The organism is Brachybacterium sp. NBEC-018 (genome assembly GCF_024860185.1).
GTDB classification, from domain to species: domain Bacteria; phylum Actinomycetota; class Actinomycetes; order Actinomycetales; family Dermabacteraceae; genus Brachybacterium; species Brachybacterium rhamnosum.
Genome location: NZ_CP100650.1, coordinates 599,419 through 615,002, shown reverse-complemented (window position 1 = coordinate 615,002; position 15,584 = coordinate 599,419). Strand labels below are relative to the sequence as shown.

General features: G+C 73.2%; 16 protein-coding genes. 10 read left to right on the top strand and 6 right to left on the bottom strand.

The annotated features are described in order from the left end of the window. Positions 1-14: 14 nt before the first annotated feature. The gene (locus tag NLU66_RS02800) at positions 15-422 is read left to right on the top strand and encodes a hypothetical protein (RefSeq protein WP_259361438.1); all 408 of its coding nucleotides are present in this window, start codon (positions 15-17) and stop codon (positions 420-422) included. 51 nt (positions 423-473) lie between these two features. Continuing rightward, positions 474-1,706, top strand: a complete 1,233-nt coding sequence (locus NLU66_RS02795) for a nucleoside permease (RefSeq protein ID WP_259361437.1) — start codon at positions 474-476, stop codon at positions 1,704-1,706. 13 nt (positions 1,707-1,719) lie between these two features. Here NLU66_RS02795 and NLU66_RS02790 read toward each other — a convergent pair whose 3' ends face one another. Both NLU66_RS02790 and NLU66_RS02785 read right to left on the bottom strand, forming a co-directional pair. Beyond that, complete coding sequence (locus NLU66_RS02790; RefSeq protein ID WP_259361436.1) at positions 1,720-2,883, bottom strand: sialidase family protein; 1,164 nt, start codon at positions 2,881-2,883, stop codon at positions 1,720-1,722. Between the two features lie 94 nt (positions 2,884-2,977). Continuing rightward, positions 2,978-4,510, bottom strand: a complete 1,533-nt coding sequence (locus NLU66_RS02785; protein ID WP_259361435.1) for an alpha-N-arabinofuranosidase — start codon at positions 4,508-4,510, stop codon at positions 2,978-2,980. Positions 4,511-4,643: 133 nt separating this feature from the next. On the opposite strand from NLU66_RS02785, the gene NLU66_RS02780 reads away from it, so the two are divergent. From NLU66_RS02780 to NLU66_RS02755, 6 genes are read left to right on the top strand one after another with little or no spacing between them, the layout of a single operon-like run. Beyond that, complete coding sequence (locus tag NLU66_RS02780) at positions 4,644-5,810, top strand: ROK family transcriptional regulator (protein WP_259361434.1); 1,167 nt, start codon at positions 4,644-4,646, stop codon at positions 5,808-5,810. A gap of 25 nt (positions 5,811-5,835) precedes the next feature. Then, on the top strand, positions 5,836-7,122 hold the full coding sequence (locus NLU66_RS02775; RefSeq protein ID WP_259361433.1) for an ABC transporter substrate-binding protein: 1,287 nt from the start codon (positions 5,836-5,838) through the stop codon (positions 7,120-7,122). Beyond that, on the top strand, positions 7,112-8,008 hold the full coding sequence (locus NLU66_RS02770) for a carbohydrate ABC transporter permease (RefSeq protein WP_259361432.1): 897 nt from the start codon (positions 7,112-7,114) through the stop codon (positions 8,006-8,008). Before NLU66_RS02775 ends, NLU66_RS02770 begins: the two co-directional genes overlap by 11 nt. After that, the gene (locus tag NLU66_RS02765; RefSeq protein WP_259361431.1) at positions 8,001-8,852 is read left to right on the top strand and encodes a carbohydrate ABC transporter permease; all 852 of its coding nucleotides are present in this window, start codon (positions 8,001-8,003) and stop codon (positions 8,850-8,852) included. Before NLU66_RS02770 ends, NLU66_RS02765 begins: the two co-directional genes overlap by 8 nt. 1 nt (position 8,853) lies before the next feature. After that, complete coding sequence (locus tag NLU66_RS02760) at positions 8,854-9,846, top strand: Gfo/Idh/MocA family protein (RefSeq protein WP_259361430.1); 993 nt, start codon at positions 8,854-8,856, stop codon at positions 9,844-9,846. Continuing rightward, the gene (locus tag NLU66_RS02755) at positions 9,840-10,838 is read left to right on the top strand and encodes a Gfo/Idh/MocA family protein (protein WP_259361429.1); all 999 of its coding nucleotides are present in this window, start codon (positions 9,840-9,842) and stop codon (positions 10,836-10,838) included. Before NLU66_RS02760 ends, NLU66_RS02755 begins: the two co-directional genes overlap by 7 nt. On the opposite strand, the gene NLU66_RS02750 is transcribed toward NLU66_RS02755, so the two are convergent. Together NLU66_RS02750 and NLU66_RS02745 are read right to left on the bottom strand one after the other, a co-directional pair. Further along, the gene (locus NLU66_RS02750) at positions 10,835-12,007 is read right to left on the bottom strand and encodes an MFS transporter (RefSeq protein ID WP_259361428.1); all 1,173 of its coding nucleotides are present in this window, start codon (positions 12,005-12,007) and stop codon (positions 10,835-10,837) included. The two genes, NLU66_RS02755 and NLU66_RS02750, sit on opposite strands and share 4 nt — an antisense overlap. A gap of 128 nt (positions 12,008-12,135) precedes the next feature. Beyond that, positions 12,136-12,624, bottom strand: coding sequence for a DoxX family protein (locus NLU66_RS02745; protein ID WP_259361427.1), 489 nt, complete (start codon positions 12,622-12,624; stop codon positions 12,136-12,138). 93 nt (positions 12,625-12,717) lie between these two features. Between NLU66_RS02745 and NLU66_RS02740 the strand changes: the two genes are divergently transcribed. Next, a complete protein-coding gene (locus NLU66_RS02740) occupies positions 12,718-13,242 on the top strand; it encodes a TetR/AcrR family transcriptional regulator (RefSeq protein ID WP_259361426.1) in 525 nt (174 codons plus the stop codon). 124 nt (positions 13,243-13,366) lie between these two features. Continuing rightward, complete coding sequence (locus tag NLU66_RS02735) at positions 13,367-14,047, top strand: GntR family transcriptional regulator (protein WP_259361425.1); 681 nt, start codon at positions 13,367-13,369, stop codon at positions 14,045-14,047. On the opposite strand, the gene NLU66_RS02730 is transcribed toward NLU66_RS02735, so the two are convergent. Both NLU66_RS02730 and NLU66_RS02725 read right to left on the bottom strand, forming a co-directional pair. Then, a complete protein-coding gene (locus NLU66_RS02730) occupies positions 14,028-14,777 on the bottom strand; it encodes a hypothetical protein (RefSeq protein ID WP_259361424.1) in 750 nt (249 codons plus the stop codon). The genes NLU66_RS02735 and NLU66_RS02730 overlap by 20 nt on opposite strands. Positions 14,778-14,833: 56 nt before the next feature. Then, positions 14,834-15,583, bottom strand: a complete 750-nt coding sequence (locus NLU66_RS02725) for a triose-phosphate isomerase (RefSeq protein ID WP_259361423.1) — start codon at positions 15,581-15,583, stop codon at positions 14,834-14,836. Position 15,584: the final 1 nt, after the last annotated feature.

Below are 15,584 nucleotides of genomic sequence, written 5' to 3'. Positions count from 1 at the left end.
CGATGGAGGAGACGATGAGCCCCGCCGAGCCCCTCGACCCCGCTCCCGACGACGCGGCGGACGCCTGGTCCGTGCGCATCGTCCGCTCGCTGTCCTGCCCCGCCCCGCGGGCCTGGGAGCTCTTCCTCGGCGGGGCCGAGCACCTGCCCGCTCCCGCACCCGGGGAGGAATGGCGTGCCCCGCAGGCGCCGGAGGTGGTGCTCGGGACCGTCGTCGCCGTGACCGCCTCGCAGCTGCTGGACGTGCAGGTCGCGCCCGCGGAGCCGGGGGAGCACCTCCGCCTCGAGCTCGTCCCGGACGCCACCGCCGGCGTGCGGCTGACCCTCGTGGTCGAGGGCGTCGACCCGGAGGAGATGGTGGCCGCGGCCGAGCAGTGGGGCGGGGCCGCGAGCCAGATCGCGGCCGTGGCCCAGGAGGGCTGACCTTCCCGGACCACTCCCGCGGCGCCGACCGTCGGGCTAGATTCCTGGGGCATGGACCTCGACCTCCTCACCCGTGCGCGGCTCTCGACGATGATGTTCCTGGAGTTCTTCGTCTGGGGCGCCTGGTTCGTCACCCTCGGCACCTACCTCGCGACCGATCTGCAGGCGAGCGGCAGCCAGATCTCCCTCGCCTTCCTCACCCAGTCCCTCGGCGCGATCCTCGCCCCGTTCATCGTGGGCCTCATCGCGGACCGCTTCTTCGCGGCCCAGCGGATCCTCGGCGTGCTGCACCTGGTCAGCGCCGTCATGCTGTTCCTCGCGGGGCGGCAGGAGGAGTTCGGGCCGTTCTTCGTGCTCGCGCTGCTCGCGATGGTGTCCTTCATGCCCACCCTCGCGCTCGCGAACTCGATCTCCTTCCGGCGCCTCGCGAGCCCCGAGAAGCAGTTCCCCGCGATCCGCGTGTTCGGCACGATCGGCTGGATCATCGCGGGCCTGCTCATCGGCTGGCTCGGCTGGGAGGCGGGCGGCGCGCTCCAGAACACCTTCGTCATGGCCGCGATCGGCTCGGCGCTGCTGGGGATCTACGCCTTCACCCTCCCGCACACGCCGCCGCAGCCCGCCCAGGGCCGCGCGACCGTGCGGGACGTGCTGGGCCTGGACGCCCTCGCGCTGCTGAAGAGCCGCTCCTTCCTCGTCTTCTTCCTCTCCTCGATCCTCATCTGCATCCCGCTCGCCTTCTACTACAACTTCACCAACCTCTACCTCAACGAGATCGGGGTGAAGTCCGCGGCGGCGGTGCAGTCTCTCGGGCAGGTCTCCGAGGCGCTGTTCCTGCTGATCATGCCGCTCATGCTGAAGAAGCTCGGCATCAAGTGGACGCTGCTGATCGGCATGGTCGCGTGGGCGGCGCGCTACGCGCTGTTCGCGGTGGGGGACGCCGGCTCCCTGCTGTGGCTCGTCATCATCGGGCTGCTGCTGCACGGGGTCTGCTACGACTTCTTCTTCGTCGCCGGGCAGATCTACACCGACCGCTTCGCCCCGGCCCACGTGCGCAGCGCCGCGCAGGGCCTCATCTCGCTCGCGACCTACGGCGTGGGCCTGCTCATCGGCTCGCTGATCTCCGGGCCGATCGTCGACGCCTTCCTCGCGGCCGACGGCAGCCATGCCTGGCGGGCGATCTGGCTGATCCCGGCCGCGCTCGCCGTGGGCGTCGCGCTGTTCTTCGCGACCCTGTTCCGCGAGAAGGAGGGGACGGAGCGGCCGACGGGGCCGACGGCCGCCTGACCCCGCCCGGAACTCAGGGCGTCGACCCGTACCAGGGCCGGCACACGCCGTCCTCCGACGGCGCCGAGGTGATCTCCAGCAGGTGCCCCGTGCCCGTGCGCACGAAGGTCGGCGAGTAGTTGGGGCAGTAGTTGTTCCAGGGGTCCTCGACGGGCACCGGTGCGGGCTCCAGCACCCAGCGGACGCGGCCGGTGAGGGAGCGGCTCCGGGTGCGGAGGATCGACCGGCCGTTGCTGTCGGCGACCTCGCCGTCCTGCCGGTAGTGCATCTGGGCGCCGAGGATGACCGAGCCGTCGTCGTCGACCGTGAGCACGGGCGTGTGCCGCGGCTCGGTGCCGTCCACGGCCCTGATCACCGGGTCGCGGTCCGTGGCGGGGCCCCAGTCGCGGGGGTCCTCGGCGGTGCGGACGTAGCTGCGGCACAGGTCCTGCGGCCCGCACACCTCGTAGGCCATCGCCCAGCGGCCCGTGCGCAGGCGCCGGACGGTGGGCATCCCGGGGCGGGCCGTCGGATCCTCCAGCTCGATCACCGGCACCGGATCGGTCCAGGTGAGCGCGTCACGGGAGGTCTGCTGGACGATCCGCTGCGAATGCCGCTCCCCGTCGGTCTCGTCGCAGAACCACAGCACCAGCTCGTCGTCGGCCGCGAGCTGGAACTCGGGCTCCCAGTACCCGCCGGCGTTCGCGGCGACCGCGGTGATCGCGATCCGCTCCCAGCTGCGGCCCACGTCGGTGCTCGCCCAGATGCGGATCGACATGCGACGGTCCTCGCCGGTGTCCGCGCCGACGGAGGCGCTCCACAGCAGCGTCCCCGCGGGGAGGTCGCCGACGGCGCGCGGCAGCTCGTAGAGGGTGGCGCAGCACAGCCCCTCCCCGCCGTCGGTCGCCTCGTCGAGGACGCTGCCGACGGGGGAGAAGGTCGCGCCGCCATCGGTGGACTCGAGGATCGCCCCGAACCCGGAGGGGCCGTCGAAGGAGACGACGGAGGCGAGGAGGCGGTCCTCGGCCCCGTCCTGGTGCGCCAGGCGGATCACGCGCGGGTACAGGCCGGTGCCGTCCTTGAGCAGCCGCGGCGCGCGCGGCTCGGGGCGGTCCGGCCTGCCCTCGGCGAGGGCGGGGGAGGCGGCGCCGGCGGTGAGAGCGGCGGCCAGGGCGGTGGTGAGGGTGCGTCGTCGCATCGGGGTGTCACGTCCTCGCTGATCGGCGGGGTCGTCGGTGGCCCCGAGTCCGTCCCCGCGACGATAGTCCGCCGGGGACGCGGAGGGGCGCGGTTCAGTCCTGACGGCCCAGCCGGATCATCGCCCAGCTGATCGGCGGGAGGGTCGCCCGCATCGTGCCCTCCTCGATCCGGGCCCCCGCGAGCGGGCGGGGGAGGACGCGGTCGGGATCGTCGGCCGTGTTGACCGCGTACGGGTCCTCGTCGTGCAGGACCACCGCCTCCTGGACCGCGAGGTCCTCCCCGAACGCGCCGAGCGGCACGGTGATCTCGAGGTCCTGGCCGCGGCTGCGGCTCACGGCGAGCACCACGAGGGAGCCGGTCCCCTCGTCCCAGGTCGCGACCGCGTCGAGCACGGGGCTCGTGCCGCCGCGGCGCGGGTTCGCCCGCTCCGGCGACTCGCTCACGGTCGCGAGCACCTGCCCGCTCACGTGGCGGGAGGTGAGGGCGAAGGGGTGGAAGATCGTCTGCCGCCAGGCGGGGCCGCCGGGCACGGTGCGGATCGGGCCCAGCACGTTGACCAGCTGCGCCTGGGAGGCGGAGGCCACGCGATCCGTGTGCCGCAGCAGGGAGATCAGCAGGTTGCCGACGACGACGGCGTCCTGCGCGGTGTAGGTCGACTCGGCGAAGGCGGGTGCCTCGGGCCAGTCCTCGCCGCTTGGGTCCTCCCCGGCGTCGCCGCCGCGGCTCGCGTTCGTCACGTTCCACTCGTCGACGCTGATCATGATCCGCTTGGAGTGCTTGCCGAGGGTGCGGGCGTGGTCGCAGGCGGCGACGACGGCGTCGAGGTAGTCGTCGAGCTCCTCCGCGGCGGCGAGGTAGGAGGCCTGGTCCGCCGCATGGTCCTCGCGGAAGTAGATGTGCGCGGAGATCATGTCGATCGCCTCGTAGCCGGCGGCGAGCACCGCCTGCTCCCAGGCGCCGAAGGTCGGCATCGAGGGGAAGGAGGAGCCGCAGGCGACGAGCTCGAGGTCGGGGTCCATGCGGCGCATGGCGCGCGCGGTCTCCGCGGCGAGCCGGCCGTACTCCTCGGCGGTCTTGTGGCCGATCTGCCAGGGGCCGTCCATCTCGTTGCCGAGGCACCACATCCGGATCCCGTAGGGCTCCTCGTGGCCGTTCGCGGCGCGGGCATCCGCCCAGGCGGTGCCGGTGGGGGCGTTCGTGTACTCGAGCACGTCGAGCGCCTCCTGCGTGCCGCGCGTCCCGAGGTTCACCGCGTACATCGGCTCGACCTGCGCCTTGTCCGCCCAGGTCATGAACTCGTCGAGGCCGAAGGCGTTGGTCTCGGTGGAGTGCCAGGCGAGCTCGAGGCGCCGCGGCCGCTGCTCGACGGGGCCGACGCCGTCCTCCCAGCGGTAGCCGGAGACGAAGTTCCCGCCGGGGTAGCGGACGCTGCTCACGCCGAGCTCGCGGGTGAGGGCGAGGACGTCGGTGCGCAGGCCGTCGGCGTCCGCGAGCGGGTGGCCGGGCTCGTAGACGCCGGTGTAGACGCAGCGGGCCATGTGCTCGACGAAGCTGCCGAAGGTGCGCCGCCGCACCGGTCCCACGACGTGCGCGGGGTGGAGATGGATCGTGCCGTGCAGGGTCATCGGTGACTCCTCGGGCCGCGCGGTCGGGGAGGGGCGGCCGGTCGTGTGGGTCGACCCTACGCCGGGACCCTTGACACCGGTGTGACGCGCGGCATAACTTCTGCAATCAACTTTCATATGTCGAGGGGGACGGGTGGACGACGGTCGCAGGGACGAGGGCACGGCAGCACAGCGCCCCAAGGGGCAGAGGCTCTACGCGGCCGCCCTCGGCCGGATCCTCCGGCACCTCTGCGACCACGGCCCCGCCACCATCAGCGCCCTCGCCGAGATCGCGCAGGTCAGCCGCCCCACCGTGCAGCGCGCCCTCACCGAGCTCGAGCAGCTCGGCCTCGCCGCCGAGGCCCATCCGCTCGCCGTGCCGATGGGCCGCCCCGCCCGCACCTGGGGCGCCGCCCCCGCGGAGCAGCTCGTCCTCGCGATCGACGTGCGCCGCGGGGAGAGCGCGGTGCAGGTGCGCCGCCTCACCGGGCCCCCGCTCGTCGAGGAGACGCTCGACCACGATCCGCTGCGCACCCGTGCCGCCGGGGACGCCTTCGCCCCCGGTCTGCTCGCCGCGATCGGGGAGGTCCTGGACCGGCACGGCATCGACCGCGCGCAGATCCTCGAGACCGCGATCGGCGTCTCCGGGATCGTCGACGACGACGGCACCGTCCTCGTCTCCATCCACCTCCCCGAGCTCACCAGGGTGCCGCTCGCCGCCCTCGCCGCGAGCACCCTCGGCCTCACCTCCGTGCAGGTCGAGAACGACATGAACCTCCGCGCCCTCGGCGAGCTGCGCACCGGCGCCGCCCGGGGCCTCGGCACCTTCCTCTACCTCACCAACCACCAGTTCCACCGCCCCGCGGTCGTCATCGACGGCCGCCCCTGGCACGGCGCGCACCGCGGCGTGGGCGAGGGCGACGTGCTCAGCGCGACCGGCGTCCTCCCCGCGACGCTCACCCACGGCGGCCGCACCGAGCGCTACTTCGACGTGGCCCGGCTGATCGACGACGGCGAGCTCCCCGAGGACTGGGTCCCCGTGCTCCACGAGCGCCTCGCCGCCGTGATCGCCGTGCTCAGCTACGCCCTCGACCCCGAGGCCGTGCTCGTCCACGGGGGCCCGCTCACCACGAGCCCTTCGGCCCTCGCGGACCTCGAGCAGCGGGTCGTCGGCCTGCTGCGCGCCCCCGGCGCCCCGCGGGTCCTCGCCGCGAGCCCGGGGGAGGACCACACCATCGTCGGCGCGCTCTCGATCGCGCTGCGGCAGGCCCTGGGACGGGTCCTCCAGGTCGAGGACCCGCCCCTCCCCGACCTCCACTGAGAACCCCCACCCCAGGAGACACCCCATGGTCACCACCACCCGACGCACGCTCCTCACCGGCGCCGCCGCCCTCGGCGCCGGGACCCTCGCGGCCTGCAGCGGCGGAGGCGGAGGAGGCGGCGGCATCCCCGACGAGATCCCCGCCGACACCTCCGGCGAGATCACCTACAGCATCTGGGACCAGGCGCAGAAGGGCGCGATGGAGAAGATCATCGCCGCCTTCGGGAAGCAGTTCCCCGACATCACCGTCTCCCTCACCGTCACCCCCTTCGAGCAGTACTTCGAGAAGCTCCAGACCCAGGCCACCGGCGGTGACCTCCCCGACGTGTTCTGGATGAACGGTCCCAACTTCCAGCTCTACGCCTCCGAGGGCAAGCTCCAGGACCTCGCGGACGTCCCCGGCTTCGACGCCGGCTCCTACCCCGACGCCATGAACGCGCTCTACACGCTCGACGGCGCCCAGTACTGCGTCCCGAAGGACTTCGACACCATCGGCCTGTGGTGGAACGCCGACCACTTCGAGAAGGCCGGGGTCGAGGCGCCGACGGAGGACTGGACCTGGGACGACTACCGCGAGACCTCCCGCGCCATCACCGAGGCCCTCGCCGACGACGGCGTGTGGGGCAACGCGGGCGGCACCGCGAACCAGGCCTACGTCTACCCGCTCGTCATCCAGGCCGGCGGCGAGATCATCTCCGAGGACGCCACGAGGTCCGGCTACGGCAGCGACGCCGCCATCGAGGCCTTCACGTTCCTGCGCGGCATGGTCGAGGACGGCACCGCCCCCGGCGTCGAGTTCACCACCGAGAACAAGCCCGCGGACCTCTTCAACGCCGGCAAGGCCGCGATGCTGTGGTCCGGGAACTGGTCCGCCGCGGTGTTCAAGGACTCCCCGGTGCGCGACGCGATCCGCACCGCCCCGCTGCCCACCGGGAAGCAGGCCGGCAACGTCATCCACGGCATCGGCAACACCATGGCCGCCGAGGGGAGGAACAAGGCCGCGGCCGCCGCCTTCCTCGCCTTCCTCGGCAGTGAGGAGGCCAACCGCATCCAGGCGGAGGAGGGTGCCGCGAACCCCGCCTTCGAGGGCACCGCCCAGGCCTACGTCGACGCCCTGCCCGAGTTCGAGCTCCAGCGCTTCATCGACGCCGCCGCGGACGCGAGCCCCTACCCCGTCTCGAGGAACACCGCCGCCTGGCTGAGCCTCGAGCTCGAGTACTACCCGAAGATCGTGGGCGGGGAGCTCGAGGTCGCCGCGGGCTGCGCCGAGCTCGCGCAGAAGATGGACGAGGCGCTCGCCGATGAGCAGTGAGCCCACCCGTCGGATCCGCCGGGAGGACGGCTGGGCCTGGCTCTTCATCGGGCCGCTCATGCTCGGCGTCGTCGTCTTCTACTTCTGGCCGATCCTGCGCACCCTCTACAACTCGTTCACCGAGTTCGGGGCGTTCGGCGGCACCCGCTGGACGGGGCTCGAGAACTACGCGGACCTCCTGACCGACGCCCACGTCCCCCGCGCCCTGCTGAACACGCTGATCTACACGGTGATCGTGCTGCTCGGCATCCCGCTGTCCGTCTACCTCGCGGCGCTGCTGAACCGGCCCGGCCTGCGCCTCGCCTGGTTCTACCGGGTCATGTTCTTCCTGCCGATCGTCGCGATGCCCGCCGCGATCGCGATGGTCTGGCGGATGATCTACAACAGCGACTTCGGCCTGCTGAACTATGCCCTGTCCCTCGTGGGGGTCGACGGCCCGTACTGGATCTCGAGCCCCGGCTGGGCGCTCGCCGCGGTGAGCGTCGTGGGCCTGTGGTCCTCGCTCGGCTTCTCGATCATCATCCTCTCCGGCGGCCTGCGGGCGATCCCGCCGGAGCTGTACGAGGCGGCGTCCCTCGACGGCGCGGGGCCGATGCGGCAGTTCTTCTCGCTCACCGTCCCGCTGCTCACCCCGAGCATCTTCTTCCTGACGATCATCACGGCGATCAACGGCTTCCAGCTGTTCGACCTGCTGTACGCGCTGCTGGGCCCGAACAACCCGGCCATGGCGCAGACCCAGTCGCTCGTCTACCTCTTCTACGAGCAGGCCTTCGCCCAGAACGACAAGGGCTACGCCTCCGCGATCGCCATGCTGATCCTGCTGGTCATCGGGGTCATCACGCTCGTCCAGTTCCGCTTCCAGAGGAGGTGGGTGTCCTATGACTGATGCCCCCGCACCCCGCCCCCGCGCCGCCCGCGGGCCGCGGAACATCGACGCCTACGTCGTGCTCACCGTGGGCGGGCTGGTCATGATCTTCCCGTTCGTGTGGCAGCTGATCATGTCGCTGTCCACGCAGGCGGAGGTCACCGGCGTCCCGCCGAGCCTGCTCCCCGCGAGCCCGCAGTGGGGGAACTTCGCGGCCGTCTTCGACCTGCTGCCCTTCGTGGACCAGTTCCTGGTCTCCGTCGGCGTGACCGCGCTGCGGGTGATCGTGCAGATGATCCTGTGCGCGATGGCCGGCTACGCCTTCGCCCGCATGCAGTTCCGCGGGCGCGGGATCCTCTTCGCGCTGCTGCTGTCGATCCTCATGGTCCCCAACCAGATCTATCTGATCCCGCAGTACTCGATCATCCAGGGCATGGGCCTGCTCAACACCGTCCTCGGCATCGCCATGCCGGGCCTGTTCAGCGCCTTCGGCACGTTCCTGCTGCGCCAGCACTTCGTGGCGCTGCCCGCGGAGCTCGAGGAGGCCGCCCGCCTGGACGGGGCGAACCCGTGGCAGATCTTCTGGCGGGTCATGCTCCCGCTCTCCGGGCCCGCTCTGGCCTCGGTCGCGATCCTCACGACGATCGCCTCGTGGAACGACCTGCTGTGGCCGCTCGTCGTGAGCACCTACGAGGACCGCATGCCGCTCGCCGTCGGCCTCGCGACGCTCCAGGGGCAGCACATGACGAACTATCCGGTCATGATGGCGGCGAGCCTGCTCGCCATGGCCCCGATCCTCATCCTCTTCCTCGTCCTCCAGCGCCGGGTGGTCGAGGGTCTCGCCCACTCCGGCATGAAAGGCTGACATGACCCCCTCACCCCCTGACCGCCCGCTCCGCGTCGGCATCGTCGGCACCGGCGGCATCTCCCGCGCCCACGCCCCCGGCTGGGTGCAGGCGGGCGCCGAGCTGCACTGCCACAGCGTCGACGGCGCGGAGGAGTTCGCCGCGCAGTTCGGCGCGCAGGTCCACGAGGACCTCGGCGCCCTGCTCGCGGCCGTCGACGTGGTCGACGTCTGCACCCCCACCCCGGAGCACGGGGCGATCGTGCACGCCGCGCTCGACGCGGGGCGCGACGTGGTCTGCGAGAAGCCGCTCGCGCTCACCGCGGAGGAGGCCGACGCCCTCGTCGCGCACGCCGAGCGGGCGGGCCGGCGCCTGCTGCCCGCGCACGTCGTCCGCTACTTCCCGCAGTACGCGGCCGCGAAGCGGGCGATCGACGCGGGCGAGATCGGCGAGATCGCCGTGCTGCGCTTCGAGCGCACCGGCTCCTTCCCGCGCCAGCCCTGGTTCGGGGACGAGTCGCTCTCGGGCGGCATCGTCATGGACCAGATGATCCACGACATCGACCAGGCGCTGTGGATGGCCGGCCCCGCCGTCGCCGTCCACGCCCGCCAGCGCACGGCCGCCGCGACGGACGAGGTGCGCACGGCCCACGTGGTCCTCACCCACGCCTCGGGCGCGATCAGCCACTGCCGCGGCCTGTGGGGCGCGCCCGGGACCGCGTTCCGCTACACCTTCGACCTCGCCGGCTCCGGCGGCCGCCTGCGCTACGACTCCGCGGGCGACTCCGGCATCACCTTCGACGCGGTCGCCGCGGCCCGCCAGGCCTCCGGCGACGGCTTCCTGCCGGAGGTCACGACCTTCCCCAGCCCCTACGCCGAGGAGATCCTCGACTTCGTGGCGGCCCTGAGCAGCGGCGGCGCCGCGCGCGTGGACGGGGCCGACGGCGCCGAGGCCGTGCGCGTGGCCGGCGCGGCCCTGCAGTCCCTGCGCACCGGACGGAGCATCGCATGCTGACCCCCACCCCTCTCCGCGTGGCGCTCATGAGCTGCGCCCACACCCATGCCGCGGGCTACGCGGCACTGCTCGACGCCCGGGCGGACGTCGACCTCGTCGTCGCGGACCCGGACGGCTTCGGCGACGTGAGCGCCCGCAGCCTCGTCGGCTCCTACGAGGAGGCCTGGGACCACTGGGCCGACGGCCCCGAGGCGATCGTCGTGACCAGCGCGAACGCCCACCACCGCGATCTCGTGCTCGAGGCCGCGCGGCGCGGCGTGCACGTGCTGTGCGAGAAGCCGCTCGCGACGACCGTCGCGGACGCGGCGTCGATGGTGGAGGCCTGCCGGGAGGCGGGCGTCGTGCTCATGACGGCCTTCCCCGTGCACTTCTCCCCGGCCGTCGCGGCGCTCCGCACGGCCGTGGGTGACGGCACGCTCGGCGAGGTCATCGGCCTGACCGGCACGAACAACGGCAAGCTGCCCGCGGGCCGCGACTGGTTCAGCGACCCGGAGCTCGCGGGCGGCGGCGCCCTCGTGGACCACACGGTGCACCTCGCCCAGATCCTCGACTCGCTGCTCGGCGAGCCGGAGGCGGTCCACGCCGTCACCAACCGGATCCTCTGGGAGGACCGGGCCGGGGAGCAGGGGCTGCGGGCGGAGACCGGCGGCCTCGTCACCCTCACCTACCCGGGCGGGCTCGTCGCGACGATCGACTGCTCGTGGTCGCAGCCGGCGGACGCCCCCACGTGGGGCGGGCTCACCCTGCAGGCCGTGGGCACCGGCGGGCAGCTGCAGATCGACGCCTTCGCCCCGCACGTGGGAGGCCCCGGCCGCTGGCTGCCCTACGGGACGGACCTCGACGCGGCGCTGCTCGAGGCGTTCCTCGGCGCCGTGCGCGCCGGGGAGGCGGTCGAGCCGACGGGCGAGGTGGGCCTGCGCACCACGCGCGTGGTCGCCGCCGCCCAGGAGTCGGTGCGCACGGGGCAGCCCGTCCCGCTCGCCGCGCTCTAGCCCGCCGCGCGCCGTCGGGCGGTCGCCAGCGCGTTGAGCGCCGCGATGACGACCGCCCCGACGGCGAGCACGCTGCCGCCCACGAGCACGGTCCCGGTCACGCCGATCAGGGAGCCGAGCACCGCGAGGGTGATCCCGTTGCCGGTGCGCAGGCCGGTGGTGAGCATGCTGTAGACGCCGATCACGCGGCCGCGCTGGTCGACGGGCGCGCGCAGCTGCACGACGGCCTGGCCGATCGTCATCGAGGCCATGTTCGCGACGCCGCCGATGACGAGCGCGAGCACGGTGACGAGGTAGCTCGGCGAGGTCGCCACGACGATCGTGGTCACCCCGAAGAGGAAGGTCGCGACGACGGCGGCACGGGTGCTGGGCCAGATCACGCCCGTCGCCTCGAGCAGCACGCCACCCACCACGCCGCCCACGCCGTTCGCGAAGAGGAGCAGGCCGTAGGCGGCGCCCGCGTCGCCGGCGCCGAGGGCGTCGGCGAGGGAGGGCATGGCGACCTGCAGGGAGGAGCCGACGCCCACCGCGATGAGCCCGCCCAGGGCGATCATCGCGACGAGCACGCGGTCCCCGGCGACGGTGCGCAGCACGGCGAGGGAGCGCAGCGGGCCCAGCCGCTCGCGCCGCACCACGCCGTCCCGCGTGTGCCCGGTGTAGGGGGTGCGCAGCATGAGCAGGGTCATCGGCAGGTAGAACAGGACGTTCACGAGGATCCCGATCGCCGGGCCCAGGGCGAGCAGCAGTGCGGAGCCGACGATCGGCCCGGCGAGCACGCCGAGGCTCTTGAAGGTCGCGTTCAGGCGCACGGCGCCGGGCAGCTCCCGCGGCTCGGCGAAGTCGTGGAGCATGAGCTGCTCCGCCGGGCCCCAGAGGGCGCCCGCGCAGCCGTGCAGCACGAGCAGGATGCACGCCTCCCACATCGTCAGCGTGCCGGTGAGGAAGAGGACGCCCCAGGCCACGGAGACGAAGGCGAACAGGCCCTGGGCGATCTGGATGATCCGACGGCAGTCGTGCCGCTCGGCGAGCTCGCCGAACCACACCGAGCACAGCAGGAACGGCAGCCAGTGGCTGATCACCTGGAAGCCGACGAGCGCGGGGGAGTGGAAGGCCTGCCAGAGGAACCAGTAGGTGATGACGTGCTCGATGTTGTCCGCCATCATCGACATGCCGGAGGTGAGCAGGTACGGGCGCGAATGGCGGTCGCGGAGGGCGCCGAAGCGGCGGGGCGCGGTGGTGGTCGTGGGGTGCTCCTCGGGGTCCGGGCCGGTCCGACGATCCGTGCCCGCCCTCGAGCCTAGGCCGCGCGGCGTGAGCTGCGCACGGGGCGACCACGGGTTGCCCCGCGCCGGAGCGTGCGGGCGAGGATCCCGCCCGTCGCGGCGAGGAACAGGACCTGGAGCGCGGTGCGCGGGAGCAGCCGGTCGTGCCAGGGCAGGTCGCCGCCGGAGAGGGCGAGGTGCACGTTCGCGGGGAACATGGCGAGCAGCAGCGCGGTGAGGCCGGCCGCGGCCCAGGGGGCGAGGCCGCGATGGAGGAGGCCCACGGCGCCCGCGAGCTCGAGCACGCCCGTGGCGGTGACGGCGAGCTCGGGGTCCCCGGCCCAGGCGGGGACCATGGCGACGAGCTGCTCGCGCATCATGACGAAGTGGACGGTGCCCGTGAGCAGGAACATCGCGGCCACGCCGAGGCGCAGGGCGAGCGTGAGGGGATCGGCGACGCCCGTGCGGCGGGCGACGGCGTAGCTGGTGGTGGTGACCACGACGAGGACGATCGCCGGTTCCATGGGGACTCCTCCGCGACGGGATTGACACTGTCAAGCACGGCGACCGTACGACGCCGGCTTGACAGTGTCAAGGGGTCTCGCGACGATGGGCGTATGTCCTCTCCAGCCCCCGCCGGCGCCCGCCCGGCCCTGCTCGCCGCCGCCCGCGCCGAGCTCGCCGAGGTCGGCGTCGACCGGCTCTCCCTGCGCGCCGTCGCCCGCCGCGCCGGGGTCTCCCACGCGGCCCCCGGCTACGTGTTCGGCGGGATGACCGGCCTGCTCACCGCGCTCGCCGCCGAGGGCTTCGACCTGCTCGCGACGAGGCTCGAGGAGGCGGGGGACATCGCCTCCTCCGGCGAGGCCTACGTCGGCTTCGCCGCGCGCGCCCCCGAGCTCTTCACCCTCATGTTCCGCACCGCCCTGCTCGACGCCGAGGACCCGGCGCTGCGCGAGGCCCAGCAGCGCGCCTTCGGCCGGCTCACCGTCCGGGCGGGCACGGCGGCGAGCCCGCAGCTGCTGTGGGCGCTCGCGCACGGCGCGGCCACGCTGCGCGCCGACGGCCAGCTCGCCCCGGTCGCGGGAGGCGAGGACGGCGCGGTGCTGATCGTCCGGGAGCTCGCGCGGCTCCTGGAGACCTGAGTGACCCGGGAGGGCTGAGCTCCGGAACGGCCGGCGCCGGGCGATAACGGGCCGGTATCCTATGGGAAGCCCGATCGGCAGTCCGGACACCGGGAGCCGCCGCCCCGCCCGAAGGAGCCGCCCCTTGGCCATCCGACGACAGGTCCTGCGCGACGAGGTCGAGGAGCTCATCCTCCAGCGCCTCCTCGAGAACCGCTGGGCCCCCGGCTCCCGCCTCAGCATCGACGGCCTCGCCCGCGACCTCGAGGTCTCACCCACCCCGGTGCGCGAGGCGATGGTGGCCCTCGAGCGCTCCGGCCTCGTCGAGTACGTCGCGCTGCGCGGCTACGTGGTCGCCCCGCCGCTGGACGCCGAGCACATGACCGAGCTGCTCGACGCCCGCAAGGTCGTCGAGTCCGCGGCCCTGGGTCGCGCCTTCACCCAGTGGGACGCGCTCGTCGCCGATCTCGAGGCCGCGCACGCCCGCCACGCCGAGGTGCTCGCCCAGATCGACGCCGCGGGTGCCGAGGACTACGAGCTGCTCAACGAGCACTTCCGGGCGGACTGGGCCTTCCACCAGGTGTTCTTCGCCCATGCGGACAACCGCTACCTGCGCACCATGGTCGAGAACCTCAGCACCTACAGCCACCGCATGCGGCAGACCTGGTCCGGCGGGCCCGAGACCTTCGACGGCCGCGTGGCCCACGAGGAGCACGGGATCGTGCTGGAGAAGGTGCGCCAGCACCATCACGACGGGGCGCTGCAGGCCCTCGCCGCGCACCTCGACGGGGTGCTCGCCCGCTCGCTCAGCGCAGCGGAGGACTGACCCGCACCGGCTCGCCCTGGGCGAGCCGCACGCGCAGGAACTCGGCGTGCACGTCGAGCTCCCGGGTGACGCCCGAGACGAGCCGCCCCTCGACCTCGTCGAGCCTCATGGCGAGGGCGTCGAGCTGGGCGTCGATGCTGCGGAGGTTCGCGAGCGCCGTCTGCCGCGGGCCGTCGCCGGGGGCGGTGAGGAAGCCGGCGTTGTCCTCCGCGGCGCGCACGAGGTCGGGTACGTAGCGCTCGGCCATCCCCTCGAGCAGGAGCACGTCGTCGTCCCAGGGGCGGCGGGTCTGGAGCGCGGGGCTCGCGACGAGCGCGTCGATCCGCAGCAGCAGCGTCTCCGCGCGCCGCAGGACGGGCCGCACGGTGCGGTCGCGCACGTGTCGGCGCACCCGCTGCAGGTCACGTCGCCGACGGCGGGTGGTGCGCACGATCCCCTCGAGGGCGGGGAGCGTGCCCTCGGGCATGGCGACGCCCGAGTCCTGCAGGCGCACGGGGGCGGCGCGACGGTTGCGGAGGGCGAGGCCCAGGGCGCCGCCCACGAGCACGCCGACACCGAGGCCGGCGAGCAGCGGGGCGAGCAGGGTGCCGCCGCCGATCAGGCTCGCGACGCCGAGGGTGAGGAAGCTGCCGATGCCGAGCACGAGCCCGGCGGTGACGGGCACACCGATCGTGAGCCATCGGCCGCGTCGCCGCGGCCGGACCCGGAGCGTGCCGATCCGCTGTGCCATGGTTCCCCCTGACCTCGCCGTGCGGACCAGGATACGACCGCTCCCCGAGAAGGCTCTCAGGACCGCCCGGCGATCGCGAGCAGCTCGAGGTAGCCCTCGAGCTCCCACGCCGTGCGGCCCACGAACAGGCCGGTCACGTGGTCGATGCCGAGCAGATCCGCGGCATTGCCGAGGTTGACGGAGCCGCCGTAGAGCAGCCCGGCGACGCGGCCGGTGTACTGCGCGCCGAGGGCGGCGAAGGGCTCGCGGAGCTCCTCGGTCGTGGCCGGCCGGCCCTTCTCGCCGATCGCCCAGATCGGCTCGTAGGCGATGACGACGCGGGAGAGCTCCTCCGCGGAGAGGCCCTCGAGGGCGCCCGCGGCCTGCTCGAGGATGAACGCGCTCGAGCCGCCGGCCTCCTTCACCTCGGCGCTCTCCCCGATGCACAGCAGCGGGGTGAGGCCGTGGCGCAGGGCCGCGGCGACCTTGAGCCGCGTGGTCTCCACGGTCTCGCCGAAGTGCTCGCGGCGCTCGGAGTGGCCGATCTCGACGATCTGCGCGCCGGCGTCCTTCGCCTGGGGGACGGACACCTCACCGGTCCAGGCACCGGTGTCCTCCCAGTGCGCGTTCTGCACGCCGAGCAGCACGGGGGAGTCCTCGCCGAGGATCCCCCGCACCGTGGTGGTGGCGGTGAAGGAGGGGATGACGAACGGCTGCACACCGTCCGGGACGGTGTCGAGGTGCTCGCGCAGCCCCTCCGCCCAGGCCCGCGCCTCGGCGAGGGTCTTCGTCATCTTCCAGCTGGTGCCCACCCACAGCGTGCTCATG

Excerpts from the sequence above, each read along its gene's own strand:
- NLU66_RS02800 (WP_259361438.1), top strand. The coding sequence starts at position 15 with ATGAGCCCCGCCGAGCCCCTCGACCCCGCTCCCGACGACGCGGCGGAC.
- NLU66_RS02795 (WP_259361437.1), top strand. The coding sequence starts at position 474 with ATGGACCTCGACCTCCTCACCCGTGCGCGGCTCTCGACGATGATGTTC.
- NLU66_RS02790 (WP_259361436.1), bottom strand. The coding sequence starts at position 2,883 with ATGCGACGACGCACCCTCACCACCGCCCTGGCCGCCGCTCTCACCGCC.
- NLU66_RS02785 (WP_259361435.1), bottom strand. The coding sequence starts at position 4,510 with ATGACCCTGCACGGCACGATCCATCTCCACCCCGCGCACGTCGTGGGA.
- NLU66_RS02775 (WP_259361433.1), top strand. The coding sequence starts at position 5,836 with ATGGTCACCACCACCCGACGCACGCTCCTCACCGGCGCCGCCGCCCTC.
- NLU66_RS02770 (WP_259361432.1), top strand. The coding sequence starts at position 7,112 with ATGAGCAGTGAGCCCACCCGTCGGATCCGCCGGGAGGACGGCTGGGCC.
- NLU66_RS02765 (WP_259361431.1), top strand. The coding sequence starts at position 8,001 with ATGACTGATGCCCCCGCACCCCGCCCCCGCGCCGCCCGCGGGCCGCGG.
- NLU66_RS02760 (WP_259361430.1), top strand. The coding sequence starts at position 8,854 with ATGACCCCCTCACCCCCTGACCGCCCGCTCCGCGTCGGCATCGTCGGC.
- NLU66_RS02755 (WP_259361429.1), top strand. The coding sequence starts at position 9,840 with ATGCTGACCCCCACCCCTCTCCGCGTGGCGCTCATGAGCTGCGCCCAC.
- NLU66_RS02750 (WP_259361428.1), bottom strand. The coding sequence starts at position 12,007 with ATGTCGATGATGGCGGACAACATCGAGCACGTCATCACCTACTGGTTC.
- NLU66_RS02745 (WP_259361427.1), bottom strand. The coding sequence starts at position 12,624 with ATGGAACCGGCGATCGTCCTCGTCGTGGTCACCACCACCAGCTACGCC.
- NLU66_RS02740 (WP_259361426.1), top strand. The coding sequence starts at position 12,718 with ATGTCCTCTCCAGCCCCCGCCGGCGCCCGCCCGGCCCTGCTCGCCGCC.
- NLU66_RS02730 (WP_259361424.1), bottom strand. The coding sequence starts at position 14,777 with ATGGCACAGCGGATCGGCACGCTCCGGGTCCGGCCGCGGCGACGCGGC.
- NLU66_RS02725 (WP_259361423.1), bottom strand. The coding sequence starts at position 15,583 with ATGAGCACGCTGTGGGTGGGCACCAGCTGGAAGATGACGAAGACCCTC.